This window comes from Bacillus sp. OTU530 (assembly GCF_038440375.1).
The window spans coordinates 106,189-128,079 of sequence record NZ_JASATP010000002.1; the positions used below are offsets into that span (position 1 = coordinate 106,189).

16 protein-coding genes and 1 riboswitch are annotated in these 21,891 nt (G+C 40.1%); of the genes, 12 read left to right on the forward strand and 4 right to left on the reverse strand.

The window, feature by feature from the left end:
• Positions 1 to 39 precede the first annotated feature (39 nt).
• From AAHB12_RS01850 to AAHB12_RS01865, 4 genes are all read left to right on the forward strand, one after another.
• Complete coding sequence (locus AAHB12_RS01850; protein WP_342044112.1) at positions 40 to 1,530, forward strand: sugar ABC transporter ATP-binding protein; 1,491 nt, start codon at positions 40 to 42, stop codon at positions 1,528 to 1,530.
• Positions 1,531 to 1,681: 151 nt separating this feature from the next.
• Positions 1,682 to 2,680 (forward strand): ABC transporter permease, encoded by a 999-nt coding sequence (locus tag AAHB12_RS01855; RefSeq protein ID WP_342044113.1) that lies wholly within the window; start codon positions 1,682 to 1,684, stop codon positions 2,678 to 2,680.
• A 1,010-nt stretch (positions 2,681 to 3,690) separates the two neighbouring features.
• Positions 3,691 to 5,109, forward strand: coding sequence for a sugar porter family MFS transporter (locus AAHB12_RS01860; protein ID WP_342044114.1), 1,419 nt, complete (start codon positions 3,691 to 3,693; stop codon positions 5,107 to 5,109).
• A 568-nt stretch (positions 5,110 to 5,677) separates the two neighbouring features.
• Entirely contained in the window at positions 5,678 to 6,640 is a 963-nt protein-coding gene (locus AAHB12_RS01865; RefSeq protein ID WP_342044115.1) for a sugar ABC transporter substrate-binding protein, read from the forward strand.
• Between the two features lie 224 nt (positions 6,641 to 6,864).
• On the opposite strand, the gene AAHB12_RS01870 is transcribed toward AAHB12_RS01865, so the two are convergent.
• Genes AAHB12_RS01870 through AAHB12_RS01880 form a run of 3 tightly spaced genes read right to left on the reverse strand, consistent with a single transcriptional unit; the run spans position 6,865 to position 9,919 of the window.
• Complete coding sequence (locus AAHB12_RS01870) at positions 6,865 to 7,050, reverse strand: hypothetical protein (RefSeq protein ID WP_342044116.1); 186 nt, start codon at positions 7,048 to 7,050, stop codon at positions 6,865 to 6,867.
• Positions 7,047 to 8,276 carry a Ger(x)C family spore germination protein gene (locus AAHB12_RS01875; RefSeq protein WP_342044117.1) on the reverse strand — a complete coding sequence of 410 codons (1,230 nt, stop codon included), beginning with the start codon at positions 8,274 to 8,276 and terminating at the stop codon, positions 7,047 to 7,049. The genes AAHB12_RS01870 and AAHB12_RS01875 overlap by 4 nt, the downstream gene beginning before the upstream one ends.
• A gap of 26 nt (positions 8,277 to 8,302) precedes the next feature.
• Complete coding sequence (locus AAHB12_RS01880) at positions 8,303 to 9,919, reverse strand: spore germination protein (protein ID WP_342044118.1); 1,617 nt, start codon at positions 9,917 to 9,919, stop codon at positions 8,303 to 8,305.
• 656 nt (positions 9,920 to 10,575) lie between these two features.
• Between AAHB12_RS01880 and AAHB12_RS01885 the strand changes: the two genes are divergently transcribed.
• The 7 genes from AAHB12_RS01885 (at position 10,576) to AAHB12_RS01915 (ending at position 18,720) form a co-directional block, all read left to right on the forward strand.
• Positions 10,576 to 11,727 (forward strand): GerAB/ArcD/ProY family transporter, encoded by a 1,152-nt coding sequence (locus tag AAHB12_RS01885; RefSeq protein ID WP_342044119.1) that lies wholly within the window; start codon positions 10,576 to 10,578, stop codon positions 11,725 to 11,727.
• A gap of 529 nt (positions 11,728 to 12,256) precedes the next feature.
• Positions 12,257 to 13,273, forward strand: a complete 1,017-nt coding sequence (locus AAHB12_RS01890) for a LacI family DNA-binding transcriptional regulator (protein ID WP_342044120.1) — start codon at positions 12,257 to 12,259, stop codon at positions 13,271 to 13,273.
• Between the two features lie 39 nt (positions 13,274 to 13,312).
• The gene (locus AAHB12_RS01895) at positions 13,313 to 14,236 is read left to right on the forward strand and encodes a sugar phosphate isomerase/epimerase family protein (RefSeq protein WP_342044121.1); all 924 of its coding nucleotides are present in this window, start codon (positions 13,313 to 13,315) and stop codon (positions 14,234 to 14,236) included.
• Positions 14,237 to 14,271: 35 nt separating this feature from the next.
• A complete protein-coding gene (locus AAHB12_RS01900; RefSeq protein WP_342044122.1) occupies positions 14,272 to 15,438 on the forward strand; it encodes a Gfo/Idh/MocA family protein in 1,167 nt (388 codons plus the stop codon).
• 211 nt (positions 15,439 to 15,649) lie between these two features.
• On the forward strand, positions 15,650 to 17,068 hold the full coding sequence (locus AAHB12_RS01905) for a sugar porter family MFS transporter (RefSeq protein WP_342044205.1): 1,419 nt from the start codon (positions 15,650 to 15,652) through the stop codon (positions 17,066 to 17,068).
• A gap of 400 nt (positions 17,069 to 17,468) precedes the next feature.
• On the forward strand, positions 17,469 to 18,347 hold the full coding sequence (locus AAHB12_RS01910; RefSeq protein WP_342044123.1) for an AraC family transcriptional regulator: 879 nt from the start codon (positions 17,469 to 17,471) through the stop codon (positions 18,345 to 18,347).
• Between the two features lie 76 nt (positions 18,348 to 18,423).
• Positions 18,424 to 18,720 (forward strand): hypothetical protein, encoded by a 297-nt coding sequence (locus tag AAHB12_RS01915; RefSeq protein ID WP_342044124.1) that lies wholly within the window; start codon positions 18,424 to 18,426, stop codon positions 18,718 to 18,720.
• Here the strand turns inward: AAHB12_RS01915 and AAHB12_RS01920 are convergent.
• Positions 18,713 to 19,558: an alpha/beta hydrolase family protein gene (locus AAHB12_RS01920; RefSeq protein ID WP_342044125.1), complete on the reverse strand. Its 846-nt coding sequence runs from the start codon at positions 19,556 to 19,558 to the stop codon at positions 18,713 to 18,715. The two genes, AAHB12_RS01915 and AAHB12_RS01920, sit on opposite strands and share 8 nt — an antisense overlap.
• Positions 19,559 to 20,087: 529 nt before the next feature.
• A riboswitch (Lysine riboswitch) is annotated at positions 20,088 to 20,265 on the forward strand.
• Positions 20,266 to 20,401: 136 nt separating this feature from the next.
• Between AAHB12_RS01920 and AAHB12_RS01925 the strand changes: the two genes are divergently transcribed.
• Positions 20,402 to 21,826, forward strand: coding sequence for an amino acid permease (locus tag AAHB12_RS01925; protein WP_342044126.1), 1,425 nt, complete (start codon positions 20,402 to 20,404; stop codon positions 21,824 to 21,826).
• Positions 21,827 to 21,891 lie beyond the last annotated feature (65 nt).

Genomic DNA, 21,891 nt, shown 5'->3' on the forward strand with positions numbered 1-21,891 from the left:
GAGTCCCCTTCTCACCAATCTATTGGGGGTGAGCATGAAATGAGTACAGAGTACATTTTAGAGCTACATAACATCACAAAAGAATTTCCAGGTGTTAAAGCTTTGGATAATATCCAGCTGAAGGTACGCAAAGGAACGGTTCACGCTTTAATGGGTGAGAATGGTGCTGGGAAATCCACGCTTATGAAAATTATCTTCGGTGTATATACACCAGACAAAGGCACGATTAAGTTTAAAGGGCAGGAAGTGCAAAGTAATGGCCCTAAGGATGCCTTAAGCAAAGGGATTTCGATGATTCATCAGGAACTAAGCCCAGTGCCTGACATGACGATTGCAGAAAATATTTATCTCGGCCGAGAACCAATGTATGGCAAAACAGGCTGGGTCAATAAGAAGAAAATGATAGAGGATACAGAAAAGCTATTCCAATCCTTACAAATTGATTTAAATCCCCGAACTAAAATGCGGGAGTTAAGCGTTGCGAATATGCAGATGGTCGAGATTGCAACAGCAATTTCCTACAATGCGGATTTAATTATTATGGACGAGCCAACTTCAGCAATCACGGATAAGGAAGTCGATCATCTATTCAGTATTATTGATTCCTTAGTCAAAAAAGGTGTTTCTATTATCTATATTTCTCACAAAATGGATGAGATCTTTAAGATTTGTGACGATATTACAGTCTTCCGTGATGGGCAGTATGTAGGAGCTAAGCCAGCAAGTGAATTGAATCAAGATACTTTGATTCAAATGATGGTAGGCCGTGAGATTAAAGCCGTATTCCATAAAGAGCCATCCGAAATTACAGACGTTGTCCTAGCGGTAAAAAACCTGTCTAGAGAAGGCAAATTCCAAAACGTCAACTTTGAGGTCCGCAAAGGCGAAATCCTTGGAGTCGCAGGACTGATGGGATCTGGAAGAACCGAGATTATGGAAAGTATTTTCGGGATTGATCCGCCAACCTCTGGTGAGATTTATATGCATGGCAAGCAGGTGAAAATCAATTCGCCGAAAGAGGCAATCCGTCATAAAATCGGCTTATTAACAGAGGACAGAAAGCTGACGGGCGCATTCCTGCCGCTGTCGATCCGGGAAAACATGATTATGTCTAACATTGACAATCTGTCAACTCTTGGTTATTTAAATAACGGTTTAGTGAAAAAGGCATGCAACGAGCAGGTAGAAAAATTAAGAGTAAAAACACCGCATTTAAATCAGCTTATTATGAACCTAAGCGGAGGGAACCAGCAAAAGGTATTGATTGCCCGTTGGCTGCTCAATGATCCTGATGTGCTAATTTTAGATGAACCAACACGCGGCGTAGACGTTGGTGCAAAGGCTGAGATTCATAAAGTTATGTCCAAACTTGCGCAGGAGGGAAAAGCAATCATTATGATTTCCTCCGAATTGCCTGAGGTGTTAGGGATGAGCGACAGAGTCATTGTGATGCATGAAGGAATTCAAAAGGGTGAGCTGAGCAGAGAAGAAGCAAATCAAGAAAGAATTTTAGAAGTGGCATATCAGTAAAGAAAACTCGTCGATTGGCAAGCTGTGAGGCGAAGACAGGGACGTAGTCGTACTTATACTTTGTTCTTAAAATCTCCTGCTGTGTCGAACAGCCTCACAGTTAGAAGTTTATAAATTCTTGAAAGTATACCCCCTTGAAGGAGGAATAAAAATGAAAACGCAAGAGAGTGCTGTAAGCAACCCGACGGTGATTGCGAATTCGGTTAACAGAAAGAAGCAAATTTCAGCAATATTGAATAAATACGGAATTGTCTTCATCTTTATCGCAATGTGTATTTTAATGTCGATTCTATCGCCTGCCTTTTTGAATGTGAATAACATTATTAACGTAGTGCGGCAAATTTCTTTTATCGGTATTGTGGCAATGGGTATGACAATGGTCATCATTACAACGGGGATCGACTTATCTCCTGGTTCTGTTATTGCCCTTGTATCTGTAGTCGCTGCAAGTTATGCACATCCTGGCGAATATCCATTATTCGTTCCACTTGCAATCGGTATGGCCATTGGGGCAGCAGCTGGATTCATTAACGGTGCGATCTCTGCAAAAGGAAAAATCCCTCCGTTCATCGCGACATTAGGAATGATGACAGCAGCAAGAGGTTTAGCGCTTCTATATTCAGACGGAAGACCTATTGGTAACTTATCAGAGTCGTTTATGTTTATCGGAAAAGGTACAGTCGCTGGTATTCCTTTCCCAATCCTGATCTTCATCGTAATGGGTATTATTTCGCATATTATGTTAAGTCAAATGAGATTTGGTAAGTACACATACGCAATCGGCGGAAACGAACAAGCTGCACGTATTTGCGGGATTCCAGTCGATCGCTACAAAATTATGATTTTCACATACGCTGGTTTGTTATCAGCGATTGCAGGTTTGATGTTAACAGCACGTATTTCTGCAGGACAGCCAAGCCTTGGATTAATGTATGAATTGGATGCAATTGCCGCTGCGGTTATCGGCGGAACAAGCTTAAATGGTGGAATTGGTACGATTCCAGGCACAATGATTGGCGCTTTGATTATCGGGGTTCTAAACAATGGACTTGACTTAATGAACGTATCCTCCTACTGGCAGCAAATTTTAAAGGGAGCGATCATCGTAGCGGCAGTTCTTCTTGACTCTCGCAAAAATAAAAAAGCTTAAGCTTGATATTATCCCTCCTATACAGACAGTTGGCTAGAAGTCCATACAGTCTGCATAGGAGGGGTTTTTATGTTTACAGATGGAAATAGGAAAGAGGCATATTCAAGGGAGTCTAAGTTTCATGTCACACGAAAAGAAATTTGGAAAGCAGTATTGTCTTTATGAAAATTTCTATACATATCCATATCCGGAGATGGTATTCCAGCACATCGAATTGTTAACTATGCCGCAAAATGAATGGAGAGTTATATAGAAAAACTATTTGCTTTAGTGTAGTATTTACACATGTCTTTAAAATCCAAAAAAGATGTCTTTAAAATTTAAATACTATTATTATAGATTTTTATACAATTATCTATGTAAAGCGGCTACATTATTAAATGTAGGTGACCTCATTTGAATAGCCGATATAACCATTGAACATGGAATGAGAATGTTTAAAAGCCAATGCTAATGAAAGGGGCTTTAAAGATAAACAGCACATGTTCTGGAGTATAAGGATAATTATTTTATTATCATATCATTGGTTAGTTTGAAATGAATGTCTTATTTTCACCTCGTTAAGAAAGCGATTACAAAATAAGGGTTTGCTCTTAGTGTTTTGTATTAAAAAGAAAAACCTAAGAAAAGAAGTATTACGTGTCCTCCAAAAAATCTGGATAAGGTATTTTACACTATAAGAATGTATACATTTCCAGCTAGAAGTGAATTCGACGTAGTCGGAAGTTTTCGGAATACAGTGTAAGAGCAACTACGCCTCTGTCTTCGCCTAACGGCTTGCCAGTCGGCGAGTTCTCTTTAAAGAGGAAATAATGTAAACGCTTTAGGTGTATAGGATTTGAAATAGGGGCTTTGAATACATAACAAGTCCCGCCGCAAGGTTTTTACTAGAGAGCTTATTCTATCCAGCTCTACTAAAAGGGAGGTGTTTCTTTTACAAACATATTTGTAGAGAAATATGATGGATAAGCACTTTGTTAAAAAACATACTACGAAGGAGGAATTTTAACATGGAGAATGCTAGAGTTTCTGATCATTACTCAGTTCAACCTGAACCTGCTGGGAAAAAGGATCCGAAAAAGTTCTTGAAATTAGTCACTATTGTATCAACTTTTGGCGGGTTATTATTCGGGTATGATACAGGAGTTATTAATGGTGCACTTCCATTTATGGCTAGACCTGACCAATTAGATTTAAGCCCTTTCACGGAAGGCTTGGTAGCAAGTTCTTTAGTATTAGGTGCTGCTTTTGGTTCCATATTTGGCGGGCGCTTATCGGATAGTCAAGGACGCAGGAAGGTTATTTTGTATCTTGCAATCTTGTTTTTCTTTTCTGCAGCAGGCTGCGTGATAGCGCCAAATATGACTGTAATGATTATGTTCCGTTTTCTATTGGGACTTGCTGTCGGTGGTTCTTCTGTAGTCATTCCATCCTATCTTGCTGAAATATCTCCTGCAGACAGGCGTGGTGTTTTGGTTACGCAAAACGAATTGATGATTGTTACTGGACAGTTTCTTGCTTATGTATGTAATGCGGTGATTGGAAATGTTTTTGGTGAGGCAGGACATGTATGGCGTTACATGTTAGTCATTGCTACATTACCAGCTGTGGCGCTTTGGATTGGCGTACTGATTCTGCCCGAGAGTCCTCGTTGGTTAGCATCAAAAGGAAAAATGGCTGAAGCATTGAAGATCCTTCAAAAAATTCGCAGTGCAAGTATTGCTGAGCAGGAACTAAAAGAAATGAAAGAACATATTTCAGACGATCAAAACGTAGAAAAAATCAGTTTCAAAGATTTAGGAACACCTTGGATTCGACGCATTGTGATTCTTGGGATTACGATTGGATCTATATCACAATTAGTCGGTATCAATTCGATTATGTACTATGGAACACAAATTCTTGAAAACTCCGGTTTTGGAACAAAAACAGCCTTAATTGCAAACGTAGCAAATGGATTAATTGCTGTTGTTGCCGTTATTGTTGGTATGTCTCTACTGCATAAAATGAATAGACGACCAATGTTGCTTACGGGGTTAACAGGTGTAACCGTGGCGCTTATCACTATTGGTATTTCCGCTTCAGTACTTGAGGGATCTCCAATGCTGCCATATGTAGTATTATCCATGACAGTAATCTATTTAGCCTTTTTCCAAGGAGCTATTGGTCCTATGGTATGGCTCATACTTGCTGAAATCTTCCCTGTTCGTTTACGTGGGATTGGTATGGGAATGGCTGTTTTGTTCTTATGGCTCTGCAACTTTTTAGTAGGATTATTCTTCCCAGTTCTTCTAGATGGAATCGGACTTTCAGCAACATTCTTCTTATTTGCTATGTTCGGTATTGCGGGAATCATCTATGTAGTGAAAGCTTTACCAGAGACTAGAGGACTATCATTAGAACAAATAGAGGATAACTTTAGAAGTTAAGATAGCAGGACTGGTTAGAGCTTGTTAGGGAAAGCCCATACAAACGCATTTGTAAGCGTTTGTATGGGCTTTTGCTTTGCATCAGATGAAAGAGCTGTCTTCATCAAAGCAGAGAACCTAGAAATGACATCAACCCTGTACCCAAATTGGAAGATATACAAGGAAGTGTCTCTATTTTGTAAATAAAAAAAGCGCTTTCTGTTATGATATACTTAAATTAAACAACTTAATTCCTGAAAACCTCTCTATTACGGGATTCGGCAACGCTTTGTTACTTAAGAACAGAAATCCTCCTTTAACAGGAGTACAGATGATCTGGAAATTTGTATCTCTCAACATCGGAATTGATGCTCCAGAAAGCGTCACAAGCTGGCTACAAAGGGATTGAGCTAAGATTTTATGCTATAATACAGAAAAAGAAAATGCAATTGACGGTTATGTGTGTAAAATCAGGAGCAATTCATTTTATTGAAGGGAAACATAGCTTGATTTAGCAATCAAAGCATAAATAGCAGCCTATTTGTCCCTAATGTTATGAAATTGCAAAACTTTGATAGCAAGGAGATAAATGATGAGAAGGAAGTGGTACATTCTATTAATTAGTTTGTTGTTTCTAGCCACCGTAATCGGATACATAGTCAAGTTCCGTGGAACGGGTGATGAACCTAAAGTGGTAGTTGTTTTACAAGAAATGGATTCCCAGTATTGGAATATTGTGAAGGCAGGAGCGGAAAAGGGATTTCAAGAGTTTGATATAAATGGTAAAGTTGTCGCACCCGGTAACACCTCAAAAAAGGATGTACTAGAGTATACATTAAAAAGAGTGCTTAACGAGCGTCCAGATGTAGTAGTTGTTTCTCCTGATGGATCAGCTGCTGTTATGTCTATTTTAAAGAAATTTGTTGAAAATAAGATTCCTGTATTACTAGTAGACACAGACATCCCTTTAGAACATAAAACCGCCTATATTGGCACCGATAACTATGAGCTGGGCAGAAAAGCAGGAGAATTACTAGCTTCGCAGCTGCAGCCCGGAGATGAGGTAGCCCTTCCCTTTTTGGCTGATGATTTAACTTATCCAGTTTTCAGGGAACGGATAAAAGGAGCTACATTTGGTTTGGAAAATGCAGGAATCAAAGTTGTGACGGAACAAGTAAATGCACCAAATGAATCTTCAACAACTAGAGAAGTAATGACAGCGATTTTGCAGAAACATCCTGATATAAAAGGTGTATATGTCACAACCGACACAAAGGCAATGGATGCCTTAGAGGTCATTAAGGAACAGGGGCTTAACATGCCAGTCGTAGGAGCGGATGGACTTATCGAAATGATTGAGTTAATAGCAAATGGAACCTTAACTGGGACAGTGGCGCAAAATCCTTATGATATGGGGTATATCAGCATTGAAACTGCATTAAAGGTCATCAAAGGAGAAGATGTTAAAAAAAATATTGATACAGGCGTAGATGTTATTAGCAAAGATAATGCGAAGCTGAAATTAGACTTTCTGAGAGCATTGTTAAAATAAAATGTTGTTATGAGAAGCTGTTGATAAACTGAATTTTTATATTTCGTAAACAGGATGTAATGGATAACTAACGCTACTGACCTGCACCTCACTGTTAGACACAGCTAACAATGGGGTGCAGGTCATACATATTTATAGGCAGTGTCTTCTTTTTGTTTGCACTTGCAAGAAGGTATAACCTTTCAAATGAGTGCCTACAAGGGCAAAGGGCACAAAACCTGAAATCAACTCTGCACCCAAATGGGAAGATAAATGTGGAAAGCTGCAAGAATACTCAAGATTAATCCTATCAACATCAAACAGCTGTATATGAGCAGATCTTTTCGATATTTTTTATTCTTAATCAATTGGGGCACATCTCGAGCAGCAAGCAGCATGAAAAAGCCTATAATCATAATTACCTTTATCATTTCTGAAACTCCTTCTCTTCCCACATCAGCGATTTTTTCGTTAAACCTGTACGATCCACCGTCACATCGACGTTAATTTTAGCTGGCAGTTTGGGAAATTCCTGATCCCATCGTGCTTTAAACTTATTTTCCCATTCTTTTGGATATTTTCGTTGTACAGCTGTTCCAAAGCCAAAAATGTCCGACTTGAATTTATTCTGTGCTTTATCAAGTGTTACTTGAATTCTATCTTCAATTGCCTCCCCCAACTTTTTTTCCAAAAATAGAACCTCTCTAGGATTACTTAAATCCATTTTCGAGCTGTTTTCATAAAGATCGGCATTAACCCTTACTTTGGCTCGTAAGCTTAACTCTCCTTGTTTCAGAATGGGGATAATTTCCGTCTCTGACTTAAAAATTTGAACACTTACTTTTCCATGCCCCTTTTCTTTTGGGATGTTTATCGTAATTACCCCTGTTTTTATTTTATTGCGTAGCCAAAGAATTCCTCTCGTCTCTCTGTCATTCATCCAACCGATTAATTTATCCTTTTTGAATATCGCTGCCCCTTCGATAGACTCGTTAGTTTCCACCTTTGACTGAGACTTCTGATTTGGGGATTCCTCTCCTCTGATTACGTTCGAAGGCACGAGTTCTATTTCAGAAGCAATCGGTTCCACCCCTTCTGCCACAAGCATATGGGTAAAATCCTTCAGATTTACCCCTAATCCCATATCCCTTTCTTCTTCTTCTCTCATGACTTCAGCTGGTATTTTTTCGAATTTAGGAATAAACTTTAAATTCTTTAAAGCCTCCCCTTTTGTGAATAATACATAACTGCGCATGCGCGCTTCCCGGTATCTAGTAAAAAAATCGAGTATCGGTGAAACACCGGCCTGGGCCATTTTTTCTCCAATTATAATAATACGGCTGTGGGAAAGGAAAATTTCCCGCGGCAATTTCTCTTGGAGTTTCCGATAGGCATCCATAATCGTGATCCCCTTTTCTGAAACGACCCATACAGCCTTGGTTCCTATATCCTTTTCACCGCCAAAGCCCCCCTGACCTGGAGCGCCTAACATTCGCGGAATAGCTATTTGCAGTGTTACACGGATTTTGCCATCCTCCATCTTGTCGACTCCAGTTGCGGTTACAAATGCCAGGTCATTGACCTCGACTCGACTCCAACAGCCAGAGAGAAACGGCATCATCAAACAGAATAGAATCAAAAAAATTCGTATTTTCATCTAGCATTACCCTTCCGTGAAAAATCCTACTTAGTACGTTTCGGCCGCCGAGGGCGCAGCGACTTGTTCATTCGTTGCGGATTGCCTTTTACACTCTCTTCCGGACGATTTATCATGCTCCACCAAGGTGCTCGGACAAGCGCATCTTTAATGTCACCAAGATGCAAGGGGGCCATAGGGGACAAATACGGTATGCCAAACGAACGAAGACGGCACATGTGGCTAAAAATAAGCAAGATGGCTAGTAATATTCCGTATAATCCTAGTGATCCAGCCAATATCATGATAGGGAAACGCAGCATTCTAATTGCGATCGCTTGGCCGAAGCTTGGAATGATAAAAGAAGCAATACCGGTAATGGCGACCACAATAACCATCGGAGCAGAAACAAGACCAGCCGTAACAGCGGCCTGACCAATTACTAAAGCTCCGACAATACTCACCGCCTGTCCGACCGGCCTCGGCAGACGAACCCCTGCTTCCCGCAATCCTTCAAAGGAAATTTCCATCAGCAAAGCTTCGATAATAGCTGGAAAGGGGACCGATTCACGAGAGGCGGCCACACTGAATAATAGAGTGCTCGGAAGCATTTCCTGATGATACGTTAACAAGGCAACATAAAGAGATGGAAATAATAAGGCAATTACTAAAAATAGAAAGCGAATCCAACGGATCATCGTCGAAATTATATAACGTCCATAATAGTCTTCACTGGCTTGTAGCATTTCATAAAAGGTAACCGGAACAGTCAGGGCAAAAGGGGTATTGTCGACGATAATCCCTACTTTCCCCTCCAATAAATTGCCGACGACTTTATCTGGTCGTTCCGTGTACTGGACTTGAGGGAAAATAGTATAAGGATTGTCTTCAATTAATTCTTCAATATATCCACTTTCCAAAATCGCATCGATGTCAATCCGGCTGATTCTTTCACGGACTTCCGCTACTAAAGATTCATCCGCAATACTGTCCAAATAGGTAATGACGAGATCAGTTTTCGATAACTGTCCTACCTTCAATGCTTCCATTTTAAGTTCGGGGGTTTTCAATCTTCTGCGAATGAGACTCGTATTGGTTCGTAGGCTTTCCGTGAATCCCTCCCGAGGACCGCGGATCACTGCTTCTGTCGCTGGTTCTTCGACCGAACGGGACTCCCATTCTTTTGCACTGATGAATAGGGCTTGCCCCACGCCGTCTAGGATTAAAGCAGTGTCCCCAGACAGTACGTGGTCTATCACCTCTTGAATGTGTGCTCCGCTGCTTACCTGTGCAGCAGAAATCACTTGATTTCGAAGCATAGTCTCCAGTTCCTCAAAACGAAGCATGGATGGTGACAATGAGTTCTTCCCGTATTCCAGTAAAGGTTTGATAACATCGTCATCAATCAATTCCATGTTCGTAAGACCGTCTAAAAAAACAAGTATTCCTTTTTGAATCTCACCCAACTGAAATTCCCTATATACGATGTCGGAAGAGCGATCAAAGATTATTTTCAGTTGTTTTATATTCTGCGAAAGATTTGTGCCAAGTGTAGCGCTTTCCAAGGGGGCTTTAATGGTTGGGGAGGATTTAGCTAGAGAGTTTGTGTGCTTTTGGTCAGAACTTCCTAATTTTTTCCACCAACCTAGTATCTCTTTTATCATGCCAAATACCCCTCTCGTTGAAGTCTTGATAATTCTCCACGTTGCCTTTTATCCAAATTTCTTAGGCGGATTGAGAGAACCCGCCGCTTTCATGCAGGAATCATGTCCCTTTTCTCAAGGATGGAAAAAACAATCTACGGATAAGGGAAATTACTAACATAATAATTGTAACAATTATGTAGCAAGCGCCCATAACCGCTATCAGCAATTCCAAAATAGTGAAAGTGTAAAAGTGTATATTAACAAAAAGCTTCGATAGCATCTCATTTATGTAATAATACATACACCGTCCGATGAAGGAGATGAGCACAATAGCAAAACAAATCTTTGTCATTTCGGAATTCCTCTTCATTTCTATTGATTAGTATGATTAAAGCGATGGTTTTACTTATGTAGTATTATTTCTCCAATTTATGTTATAAATACCTAATTATAAACGGACTGTAACTTGCCCTTTTTACACGGTAAGAACGTATAAATTTCCAGCTGGAAGCTAACAGCTTTCCACTTAACTTTTGTTTAAAAAAGAGGATGAACGATAATAATACTAATGTGCAAAAATTGGATAATTTGGAGAGAGAAATGTTCTGCTATGACAATTCAGACACGTAGATTAATTTCTCAGTTGTTCCTTGGTAAGAAAAGGTGAAGGTAAAATGAATCACGAGAAAATAGGCATAAAACAACTCTTTCTTTTAATGTTAGCTTTTGAAATAGGAACTGCTATCATTTTTTCTATAGGAACAGAAGCAAAACAGGATTCTTGGCTGGCCGTGTTAGTCGGCATGTTGTATGGACTTATTTTAATATCAGTCTTCACTATATTATCTGAGTATTACCCAGGTAATTCATTGATTCAAATCATTCAAATTACTTTTGGGAGGTTTATTGGCTATCCATTATGTATCGCTTATATTATTTATTTTATCTCTCAAGCTGCGAGGATTAGCCGGGACTTTGCTGAACTCATCCTTTCGACCATTTTAGTTGAAACCCCTGGCCTAATAATTATGGCAAGTTTTGTAGCTGTTATTATTTATACTCTCCGCGGTGGCGTTGAAGTGTTTGGACGAATGGCAGAAATGGTGTTTCCTGTTGTGCTGCTATTATGGATCATCACATGGATCATCATTTATGCTTCAGGAGTTGTCGATCTGAAACAACTTACACCTGTACTTGGTACAGGAATAAAAGCGGTATGGAAGACATCATTTCCTAATCTTACCTCATTACCATTTGGGGAATTGATTGTATTCACCATGGTTTGGCCAATGTTAAACGATAGCAAGAAGGCTAAGACAGTGGGAAGGGCTGCAGTTTTGACTGGAGGAGTATTATTAACTATTAATATGCTGGGTGTGTTGTCTGTTCTTGGCCCTTATTTGATCGACAGAATAAATGTCCCTCTCTTAGTGACAGTACGGATGGTTTCCATGGCAGATTTTCTTGAGCGGATTGATGCGGTTGTTATCCTGATTATGGTAGCAGGGGGGTTTTTTAAAGTAGGTGTATACATCTATGGCGCTGCGATTGGAACCGCCCACTTATTTCAGCTGCAGAGCTACCATTCCATTTTGATTCCGCTTGGTGTGATTATTATCTCTCTAGGGCAGGTTATGGTAAGGAATGTTACGGAACACAATAGCATAGGATCAATATTTGACATGAGCTTTGTGCATCTTCCATTACAGCTTGTGATACCCGGTTTGTTATTGATTATTGCCTTCTTGAATTCGCGTGAAAATTTAACAGGAACAAATCTTAAAAGACTGAGACCCAAGGAGAAAGCTGAAAAACCAATTCGCTAACGGCAAAGCAGTACATTCAACAGTTTATAATTAATACAATCGAGAGCTTTATGGAAAATTGAACATGAAATAAATCATAATTTATTTGTAAAATCTAAAGAAAAAGTCGATGGCAATCGGCTTTTTTTATTTCTTAATAATTTTATCTTTGTTAAAAATTTATTGATGTAACATGGGATAAAAAACTAAAAGTAATCGGTAAAAATTGTTTTTTCTATTCTTTTGTCCTTAAATCATAAATAAAAGTCTCTATTTCGTAAATAAATGGAAAGCGGTTTCTGCTATAATGAAACCAGGTCGAAAGCGCTTTCCGGTATAGCGTATTTAATTAAAATAATTGATATCTTTATAAAGAGTGTTGTCCGCTAATCATAATGAGGGCGACGATGGCCTGCCTAACAGGATTAGGAATAGGTCATTGCTGGAACCTTTCAAGAAAGCGCCTAAAACAACCGATGAAAAGAAAGGATGATCTGTCTATACGTGATGCACTTATCTAGTTCGGTTGAAGGAAGGAGGTACTTACTACATGAAACTCACAATCTATGATGTTGCAGAAAAAGCGGGGGTTTCCATATCTACTGTATCAAAGGTCATGAATAATCAACCGATTGGAAAGAAAACAAAACAAAAGGTTTTAAAAGTAGCAGAGGAACTAAACTATAAGCCAAGTGTCCTTGCATCTGCATTAACAGGAAAGCGGACATCTACGATAGGATTTTTATTACCGGATATATCCAATTCCGTAATTGCAGAAATGGCAAGAGCGGTAGAGGATCGCGCTGTTGAATATGGATTTAATCTTGTTATTTGCAGTACTGATTTCAAAGCTGAGAAAGAAGATCGTTATGTGTCCTTACTAAGACAGAAAAGTGTGGATGGATTTATTCTAGCCGCTGGTTTTAGGAATAAAGCAGTAGTTTCTGAGCTATTAAAGGAAGCTGTTCCAGTCGTACTTCTTTCTGAATATCATCCGCATTTAGCGATTAATACCGTAACAGTTGATAATTTCATGGGAGGATATGAGCTAGCGGCCCATTTAATTGCTCTTGGCCATCGGAGAATTGCAGTGATTGCAGAAGATAACTCGAGTAGTCAGGAGCGCATTCGTGGATATAGGAAGGCATTGCAAGATCATAATCTTGAGGTCCATGAGGACTTGATCGTCATAAGTGATTCGAGTGTGGATCATGCGCAGCGCTTAGCAGGAGATTTGTTAGATTCTTTACATCCACCGACTGCAATCATGGCTTGTAATGATATATTAGCAATAGGTACTCTTCTAGGTGCACGAGAAAAAAACATAAAGATTCCGGAAGATCTCTCTATTACAGGATTTGATAACACTTTGTTATCTAAGAGCAGTGACCCTCCTTTAACAACAGTTGAAATACCGATTCGAAATATGTGTGCACTTGCTGTAGATTTACTTGTAGAAGAGATAGAGAAAAAAAATGAAAGCAAGCAAGCAGTTTTAATGTTACCTAAGTTAATTCGTAGAGAATCAACGGGAGTATGTCCGATGAAGGATAAAAATGAAAATTAAAATACAAAAACAATATATAAAGAAATAGGGGTGTTTGAAATGGGAATTAAAATTGCAGGAGCACCTTGTTGTTGGGGAGTAGATGATCCGAAAAATCCATATCTTCCACCATGGGAGCGGGTATTACAGGAAGCATCACAAGCTGGTTATAAAGGAATTGAGCTAGGGCCTTATGGTTATATTCCGATGGATATTGAACGGGTACAAGCAGAGCTTGCCAAAAATGATCTGACGATAATTGCGGGAACAATTTTTGACGATTTGGTATCAGAGTCTAACTTAGAAAGCTTATTGCGTCAAGTAGATGACATTTGCTCATTAATTACCAAGCTGCCGCCTTCTCCACAGGAGGATGGACAACACTTTCCAACTCCTTATTTGGTAATCATCGACTGGGGACATGAGGAAAGAGATTATGCAGCTGGTCACCCTGATCGAGCAAAACGTTTATCTGACCAGGACTGGGATAATATGATGGCTCATATTCGTGCACTCGCGGAGTTGGCATGGACAAAATACGGCGTAAGATCTGTTATTCATCCTCATGCAGGCGGCTATATCGAATTTGAAGACGAAATCAAGCAGCTTTTAGAAGATATTCCTTATGAAACTGCGGGACTATGTCTTGATACCGGGCATCTCTATTATTCAAAAATGGATCCGGAGGAGTGGCTTCGAAACTATGCAGATCGGCTAGATTATATCCACTTTAAGGATATTGATTTAGAGATTTATGAGCAAGTGATGGGAGAGCATATCCGCTTTTTTGACGCCTGCGCTAAGGGGGTAATGTGCCCGATTGGACAAGGTATTATTGACTATCATTCAATTCTCAAATTACTAAAAGAAATCAATTATCACGGATATATTACGATTGAACAAGAACGTGACCCTAGAAATTCTGATACGAGTTTGCGAGATGTGAGTCAGAGCATAGCTTTTTTAAAGAGTGTTGGCTATTAATTAAAAAATTAAGATAACAAAAGGGGAAATGATACATGATTTATGGTGAAAAAAATATTGATAAACCTATTCGTTGGGCAATGGTAGGCGGTGGACGAGGAAGCCAAATTGGTTATATTCATCGTTCAGCTGCGCTGCGTGATTATAATTTTGAATTGGTTGCTGGTGCATTTGATATTAATCCGGAACGCGGTAGGGACTTTGGAGTTAACTTACATGTAGATCCAGAGCGCTGCTATCCTGATTATAAAACGATGTTTGCGGAAGAGGCAAAGCGTGAAGATGGTATTCAAGCTGTTTCAATCGCAACTCCAAATGGCACTCACTATGAAATCTGCAAGGCTGCATTGCAGGCTGGCTTGCATGTAGTATGTGAAAAGCCTCTATGCTTTACTACTGAAGAGGCAAAAGAACTAGAAGCTCTTGCGAAAAAGATGAATCGTGTTGTTGGCATCACATATGGTTATTCAGGTCATCAGGCAATTGAACAGGCGCGTCAGATGATTGCGAATGGGGATCTAGGAGAAATCCGAATTGTAAATATGCAGTTTGCGCACGGCTTCCACTCTGGGGCTGTAGAAGAAAATAATGCGAGTACGAAATGGCGTGTGGATCCAAAAATGGCAGGGCCAAGCTATGTATTGGGTGATTTAGGAACACATCCACTCTATTTGTCAGAGGTTATGCTCCCGGAGATGAAAATCCAAAAACTATTGTGTACACGCCAAAGCTTTGTGAAAAGCCGTGCCCCGCTAGAAGACAATGCCTACACAATTATGGAATATGATAATGGTGCTGTTGGTACTGTGTGGTCTTGCTGCGTAAATGCTGGCTCCATGCACGGACAAAAGATTCGTGTGATCGGTTCCAAGGCAAGTATTGAATGGTGGGACGAGCAGCCTAATCAGCTGCGTTATGAAGTACAAGGAAAACCAGTACAGATTTTAGAACGTGGAATGGACTATCTGTATCCTGAGGCATTGGTTGATGACCGCATTGGCGGTGGGCACCCTGAGGGCTTATTTGAAGCATGGTCCAATCTTTATACTCGTTTTGCGAAGGCGATGAATGCGGCAGATCATGGAAAAACGCTAGAAAACATTTGGTACCCAGGAATTGAGGCAGGAGTAGAAGGCGTTCGTTGGGTAGAGAATTGTGTACGCTCCGCTGACAATGGTGCTGTATGGGTAGAATACCAATAAACAATAGATAAAGCTGCCATTACAATAAGGTTTTTGGGAGTGACTATCTCAAAAACCTTATTGTAGAGTTTATCAGGCTCTAAGCCAAAGTTTGTGCTTGACATTGAATACTGAATATACATCTTCTTTGGTTACCTTGCATGTAACAAGGTATGCACTGGAACTTGGCAAAATACAATAAACGAGGATGATAGTAATGAGTAATCAGGGAATGAAGAAACCAAGAAATTATAAAAGTTATTTACGAACGATTATGATTTCGGCAACATTTGGGGGACTTCTTTTTGGATATGACACTGGTGTTGTGAATGGTGCGTTACCCTTTATGGCAAGACCTGATCAGCTGAATCTAACGCCAGTTACAGAAGGGCTTGTTACAAGCTCGCTTCTTTTAGGAGCAGCATTTGGTGCTTTATTCGGCGGCCGATTAACAGATCAATATGGTCGTCGTAAAATGATCCTTAATCTTTCATTGTTATTCTTGTTAGCGTCACTTGGGACGACAGTTGCACCTAATATTTCAATCATGATCATCTTCCGATTCTTACTTGGGCTTGCTGTTGGGGGAGCATCATCTATGGTACCGGCCTTTTTGGCAGAAATGGCACCTCATGAGAAACGAGGCCGAATGGTAGCCCAAAATGAAATTATGATTACCGGCGGACAATTATTAGCTTATGTCATCAACGCAATTCTTGGTGTTGCAATGGCTAGTACTGGGCATGTTTGGCGTTATATGCTTGTTATTTCTGCAATTCCAGCTTTACTGTTATTTGTAGGTATGCTCAAGGTTCCAGAAAGTCCGAGATGGCTGGCATCAAAAGGAAAAAAAGATGAGGCGCTGCGTGTCCTTAAGCTAATACGTGATGAGAAACAAGCTGATGTTGAATTTAATGAAATTGAAGAAGCAGTAAGAAAAGATGCAGATCTTGAAAAAGCGACGATGAAAGACTTTTCCGTACCATGGTTACGTCGGATTTTGCTGGTTGGGATTGGAGTTTCCGTCGTGAATCAAATCACAGGTGTCAACTCCATTATGTATTATGGAACGCAAATCCTTGAACAATCTGGTTTCGGTACAAAGACGGCATTAATTGCGAACATTGCGAATGGACTTATTTCAGTGCTTGCTGTAATATTTGGTATTTGGATGATTGGCAGGGTTAACCGTCGTCCCATGTTGATTATTGGTTTATCCGGAACGACAACATGCCTTTTCCTTATTGCGCTCTTCTCAATGGTTCTGAAAGGATCTGCTGCGTTACCTTATGTTGTACTTTCTTTAACAGTTCTATTCCTTGCCTTTATGCAAGGATGTATTGGACCAGTAACATGGTTAGTGACTGCAGAAATTTTCCCGCAAAGGTTAAGAGGTCTTGGCTCTGGTATTAGTGTATTTTTCCTATGGGTTGTAAACTTTATTATTGGTTTTACTTTCCCGATATTGCTAAATTACGTAGGCTTATCCACGACATTCTTTGTTTTCGTTGCTCTTGGTTTATTAGGAATTGGTTTCGTTTACAAATTTATGCCAGAAACAAATGGTCGTACGCTTGAAGAGATAGAAGCGTACTTCCGTTCCCGATATGGCGAAGATAAAACAAAGGAATCAATGGCGAAGGCCCAATAAGAATAACTATCTATTTTTAAAATGGTAATTGTAAACGCTTGCGTTTAGGGGTAATCTGAATTGTGAATATATAGTTTGCACACGGCGGGCGGGAGCAATCGTCTTAGTACAAGCTGGTGTGTTCATCCGAAATTTGCTGGTTAAGCTTACTTGTACGGGTTTAGCTGAAAATAGAAATGTATGGATAGGGTATTAATAACGAATGTGGAGCAGCCTTGTATACGGAGGCTGCTTTTTTTTTTCTGGCCATAACACCTTCTGAGTTTAAGGAAAACCTAGTGGAGAAAAGCACGGATGGATGTAAACAGGTTGAGTATAAAATAACTACTAATATGTTAGATTGTGAAGAGGTATTTTGATAAACTCTTGATAACATCTTTCGTTTAACTGGAGGAGCCTAATGAATATCAGTACTGCCATTTATACACTGCAAAAAGGAGCTGCTTATTTGCCTGGCGATGAGGCCTCTTTTCGCGTTTATTACTGGGGAGCACATCCGAATCATCAGGACAATCCAATTCACAAACATTCGTTTTTTGAGATATGTTATGTCCTGGATGGTTCAGGTCTTTACTTGGAGGACGGCAAGGACTACACACTTCAGAAAGGGACCTTTTTTTGTTCGCGTCCTGGCAAGCTGCATAGAATTCACAAAGGGCAGAATTTATCTTTGTTGTGGGTTGGATTTGAAATTGATGAAGGTACTTCAACCGAAGAGACTATCCATTTATTTAGAAAGCTTGCTGAAACATCAGATTTTTATATTGAAGACGCTACGCAGTCACCAGCGGCACTTTTATGGAAAACATTACTGGACCATGCGAGTCAGCCGTGTCCAGATGTATTGTTGCGGTCCCTTGGCTATAGTTTGCTGCTTTCGCTGCAAGTATTATTTTGTCCTATGAGCATTGTGGATGAGCGTAAACATCCTCACGCTCACTCATCTGCTAATAAACTGATTCAGCAGGCACAGCTGTTTATTCAAGATAATCTAGCCCAGCCTCTGTCTTTGACGGATGTAGCTCAATATCTGCACATTTCACCTCGGCATTTATCTCGGTTATTTAGTGAAATTTTAGGTGTATCCTTTACAGCGTTTGTGCGCAAAGAAAGGGTAAGAGTCTCAGCTGAAATGCTGCGTTCAACAAACTTAGCGATTAAAGAAATATCAGAAGCTACAGGCTTTTCCTCTGTCTATTATTTTACGTCTGTTTTTTCTGAAGAAACAAGTGTGGCGCCGGGAGAGTATAGAAAGTTGAATCAACTGCAGACAGAGTAGGAGATAAAAGGGAAAAAATTCATGGATATAGCTTTCGTACTAGAAAGAAACTAAGCTAATGAGAGAGGGTGAGAAGATGGCTTTTGGAATTAAGCGACAAGAATTGCAAGAGTGGAAGGAGAAGGTAAAGCGAGGGGAAATCGCGTTTTTGACCCATTATTGGCTTGATGATCGATTTCCCGAGATGAGAACAGTCACAAAGGTAGGCTGTTCTGATTTGGATAAGCTGCTCAAATGGGGAGAAGCATATGGTATTCCGGCGCGAGCGCTGCATCATCGTTCTGAGTATCCTCATTTTGATTTGTTTGGTGAACGGCAAATTGCTATTTTAACAAAGGAAAATATGCTTCAGCAATTAGAGCGATTTAAGTAGATTGCTGTTTGATCCACTTAAACATATTAGACAAGGCTTCTTTATGGACGTGGGGCGGAAGATGATGCCCCAAGCCAGCGTATTGGTGCAGCTCAACCTTATGTCCAAGCTCCTGCAGCTTCTGGTACATACTGAATCCGTGCTGAAAATCTACTTGTACATCCTCAGTCCCGTGCATGATGAGGACAGGACATGTGATCCGATGCGCCATGCAGATGGGTGAACGATTTGTATACGCATCTGGTACTTTAGATGGCGAGCCGCCAACTACTCGTTTAAGCATTCTTCGCAGGTCGATCCGCTCTTCGTACGTCTGCACCAGATGGGATACACCGCCCCAAAGGGTTAACGTGTGAATATCAGGAAGTGCGGCCGCAGTTAGCGCCGCGTTAATGGCACCGCGCGAGAATCCCATAATAGAAATGCGGTTTTCATCGACAAATGGAAGGCTGCGCAAAAAACGATAGGCCGAGAGTACATCCTCATTTTCAGCACCGCCAAATTCATCACGCCCTTCGCCGCCTTCGTTTCCTCGATAGCAAGGAGCAAAGACGATGTAGCCATGATTTGCAAATTGCTCTACCCAATCGGTTTTTACGCGGCCGACTTTTCCGATGCCGCCTCGGCAATAGATGAAGGCAGGGAGCTTGTGTGAAAGGAGAAATTTCCGGTCTTTTCCAGTAGAGCTTGCGATCGTTGTAAGCGGCAGGTTATCTGCTTCATAAAATTGTTCCATCTTCTCCTGTAATTCTACCGGTGACATATAGAATCCGCTCGGGAAAGCAATGTATCCTTTTACTTTATATGTCCCTGATATATATGTAGTGTGATAGATCATGCTGTGCTCCTTCGTAATTTATTTTGTAAGTACTATAGCTTGAAAAAGGAGCAATAGCAAGGTAATGTAAAGGAAACTCGCCAGTCGGCGAGTTTTCTTTACATTACAGATTTTCCGAATGGGAAAGCCCACTCCTTTAGGTGTGGGATGAAAGTGAGGTCAAACAAGGAGTACCTTCATTCCAGGGAGGATAGTTTTATACGATTTATACCAGTTAGAGTGTTTGGATTTTGTTTTTTAATATAATTTAAACAAGGGGGTATAAAGCATTCTTTTCGCCATTTTCAAGGTAACTGAAAACTCAATACCTGTCTTTTTGATATAAAATTTTAATTTTTTAATATTTTGTATATTTGTGAATATGTTTGAAAGAGAGAAGATATTTTATTGTCTATTCTGAATTTTTATTTATTTTGAATAATTAAAATCATGAGGGTGCATGATTTGGAATAATGTTTCGTGTTGACGCATAGATATTCTCTGTGTATGCTAGTTTAGTATAATAAAATAATACTTCCTCATCAGCTCAAGATGAGGTAGAGGTTGCGGTGTTTAAGAGTACATAGCGGGAGAGCTGGGGAGCTTGAAGAATGCGATGGAAAGGAAGCACTGCCGAAGCGCTGCGGTTCTCCAACCAAAGCAGCTGGGGCTGTATCCGAATAGGTGCAGAACTGTCATAGCGAGTGCTATGATGAACTATCTTTTTGTCTGATGCGGATGAGTTTGCCTGCACACCCGTCAGAGGGTGTGTTTTTTTGTGCTGATTATAGAACATGCAACGGCAAAAAGCAGATAGCCATCTACTTTTGAGCGATAGGATATGTCGAGAGGGGAACAAATAAAATGAGTAAAGGAAATAAGCTCGGGTTATGGATTTTGACATCCCTTGTTGTCGGGAATATGGTCGGGTCCGGTATTTTTATGCTGCCTCGTTCTTTAGCTGAAGTTGCCAGCCCGGCTGGTGTAATAGGCGCTTGGGTTTTAACTGGCTTGGGCGTACTTATGACAGCCTTAGTGTTTGGAAATTTAGCAATTCGTAAGCCAAACCTAAATGGCGGTCCGCAAATTTATGCTAAGGAATTGTTTAAGTCAGGTTCAAAGGCCTCGCTTTTATCGGGCTTTATGGCTTCTTGGGGATATTGGATTGGAAACTTGGCTGGTAATATTGCAATTATTACGACATTTGCGGGGTATTTATCTACATTTTTCCCTGTACTTACAAGTAAAGCAGAATTATTTACAATCGGTTCCTTTACATTGAAGGTAGGAAATGCATTAACATTCCTTGTATGTACGCTGTTACTATGGACAATCCATTTTATTATTTTACGCGGTTTAGAAAATGCCGGTAAACTTAACTTTTTGGCAACTTCTGCAAAGATAATGGGATTTGCATTGTTTATTATCGTTGCTTTGTTTGCATTCGAGAAAGCGAATATGTTGCCATTTGTCGCGGATAAGACAGATGAGGCAGGTAATGCGATTGGATTATTCGGACAAATCAACAATGCAGCTCTCTCGACGCTTTGGGCATTTATCGGTGTAGAGTCGGCTGTTGTATTTGCTTCTAGAGCAAGGAAGCAAGTGGATGTGAAACGCGCAACTACACTTGGTTTGTTTATTGCGCTTGCAATTTATATCGGTATTAGTACACTTGTTATGGGGATGTTGGATCAAGAAGCATTGATTCATTCTGATAAACCGCTAATTGATGCCATTGCAACTGTACTTGGTCCGATTGGCGGAAAAGTATTGGCTGGTGTAGGACTTATTAGTTTAATTGGTTCTACGCTTGGCTGGGTGATGTTAAGCTCTGAGGTACCATATCAAGCCGCAAAGCAGGGAATGTTTATCCCAGCGTTTTTGAAGGAAAATAAAAAAGGAACTCCTATATTTTCTCTTGTTGTGACAAATTTACTTGGACAGCTATTCATTTTCTCAACAGTTTCCAATTCCATTTCTGCAGCGTTTGATTTTGTAATTGTCATTGCGACGCTTTCATATTTAATACCGTATTTCATTTCTTCTATTTTCCAGCTCAAGCTTGTTATTACGGGTGAGACGTATGAAAACGGGAGAGGGCGAGTAGTTGATGGTGTGATTGCTGTGCTCTCCACAGTATATTCCTTATGGGTGATTAAAGCAGGAACAGCTGATATGAAAACTTTCTTATTTGGTATGCTGTTGCTTGCAAGCGGTATTTTATTCTATGGCCAGTTGAAGAAGAACCCTATAATCCCTGGGGATGAAAATAGAAAATCTGCTTAATAGGATAGAAAGGGCAGTTCTAAATGTCTAGTTTTTGCGGACTTTTAGAGCTGTCCTATTTATAT

Coding starts and splice junctions, on each gene's coding strand:
- AAHB12_RS01850 (WP_342044112.1), top strand. CDS start 40: ATGAGTACAGAGTACATTTTAGAGCTACATAACATCACAAAAGAATTT.
- AAHB12_RS01855 (WP_342044113.1), top strand. CDS start 1,682: ATGAAAACGCAAGAGAGTGCTGTAAGCAACCCGACGGTGATTGCGAAT.
- AAHB12_RS01860 (WP_342044114.1), top strand. CDS start 3,691: ATGGAGAATGCTAGAGTTTCTGATCATTACTCAGTTCAACCTGAACCT.
- AAHB12_RS01865 (WP_342044115.1), top strand. CDS start 5,678: ATGATGAGAAGGAAGTGGTACATTCTATTAATTAGTTTGTTGTTTCTA.
- AAHB12_RS01870 (WP_342044116.1), bottom strand. CDS start 7,050: ATGATAAAGGTAATTATGATTATAGGCTTTTTCATGCTGCTTGCTGCT.
- AAHB12_RS01875 (WP_342044117.1), bottom strand. CDS start 8,276: ATGAAAATACGAATTTTTTTGATTCTATTCTGTTTGATGATGCCGTTT.
- AAHB12_RS01880 (WP_342044118.1), bottom strand. CDS start 9,919: ATGATAAAAGAGATACTAGGTTGGTGGAAAAAATTAGGAAGTTCTGAC.
- AAHB12_RS01885 (WP_342044119.1), top strand. CDS start 10,576: ATGAATCACGAGAAAATAGGCATAAAACAACTCTTTCTTTTAATGTTA.
- AAHB12_RS01890 (WP_342044120.1), top strand. CDS start 12,257: ATGAAACTCACAATCTATGATGTTGCAGAAAAAGCGGGGGTTTCCATA.
- AAHB12_RS01895 (WP_342044121.1), top strand. CDS start 13,313: ATGGGAATTAAAATTGCAGGAGCACCTTGTTGTTGGGGAGTAGATGAT.
- AAHB12_RS01900 (WP_342044122.1), top strand. CDS start 14,272: ATGATTTATGGTGAAAAAAATATTGATAAACCTATTCGTTGGGCAATG.
- AAHB12_RS01905 (WP_342044205.1), top strand. CDS start 15,650: ATGAAGAAACCAAGAAATTATAAAAGTTATTTACGAACGATTATGATT.
- AAHB12_RS01910 (WP_342044123.1), top strand. CDS start 17,469: ATGAATATCAGTACTGCCATTTATACACTGCAAAAAGGAGCTGCTTAT.
- AAHB12_RS01915 (WP_342044124.1), top strand. CDS start 18,424: ATGGCTTTTGGAATTAAGCGACAAGAATTGCAAGAGTGGAAGGAGAAG.
- AAHB12_RS01920 (WP_342044125.1), bottom strand. CDS start 19,558: ATGATCTATCACACTACATATATATCAGGGACATATAAAGTAAAAGGA.
- AAHB12_RS01925 (WP_342044126.1), top strand. CDS start 20,402: ATGAGTAAAGGAAATAAGCTCGGGTTATGGATTTTGACATCCCTTGTT.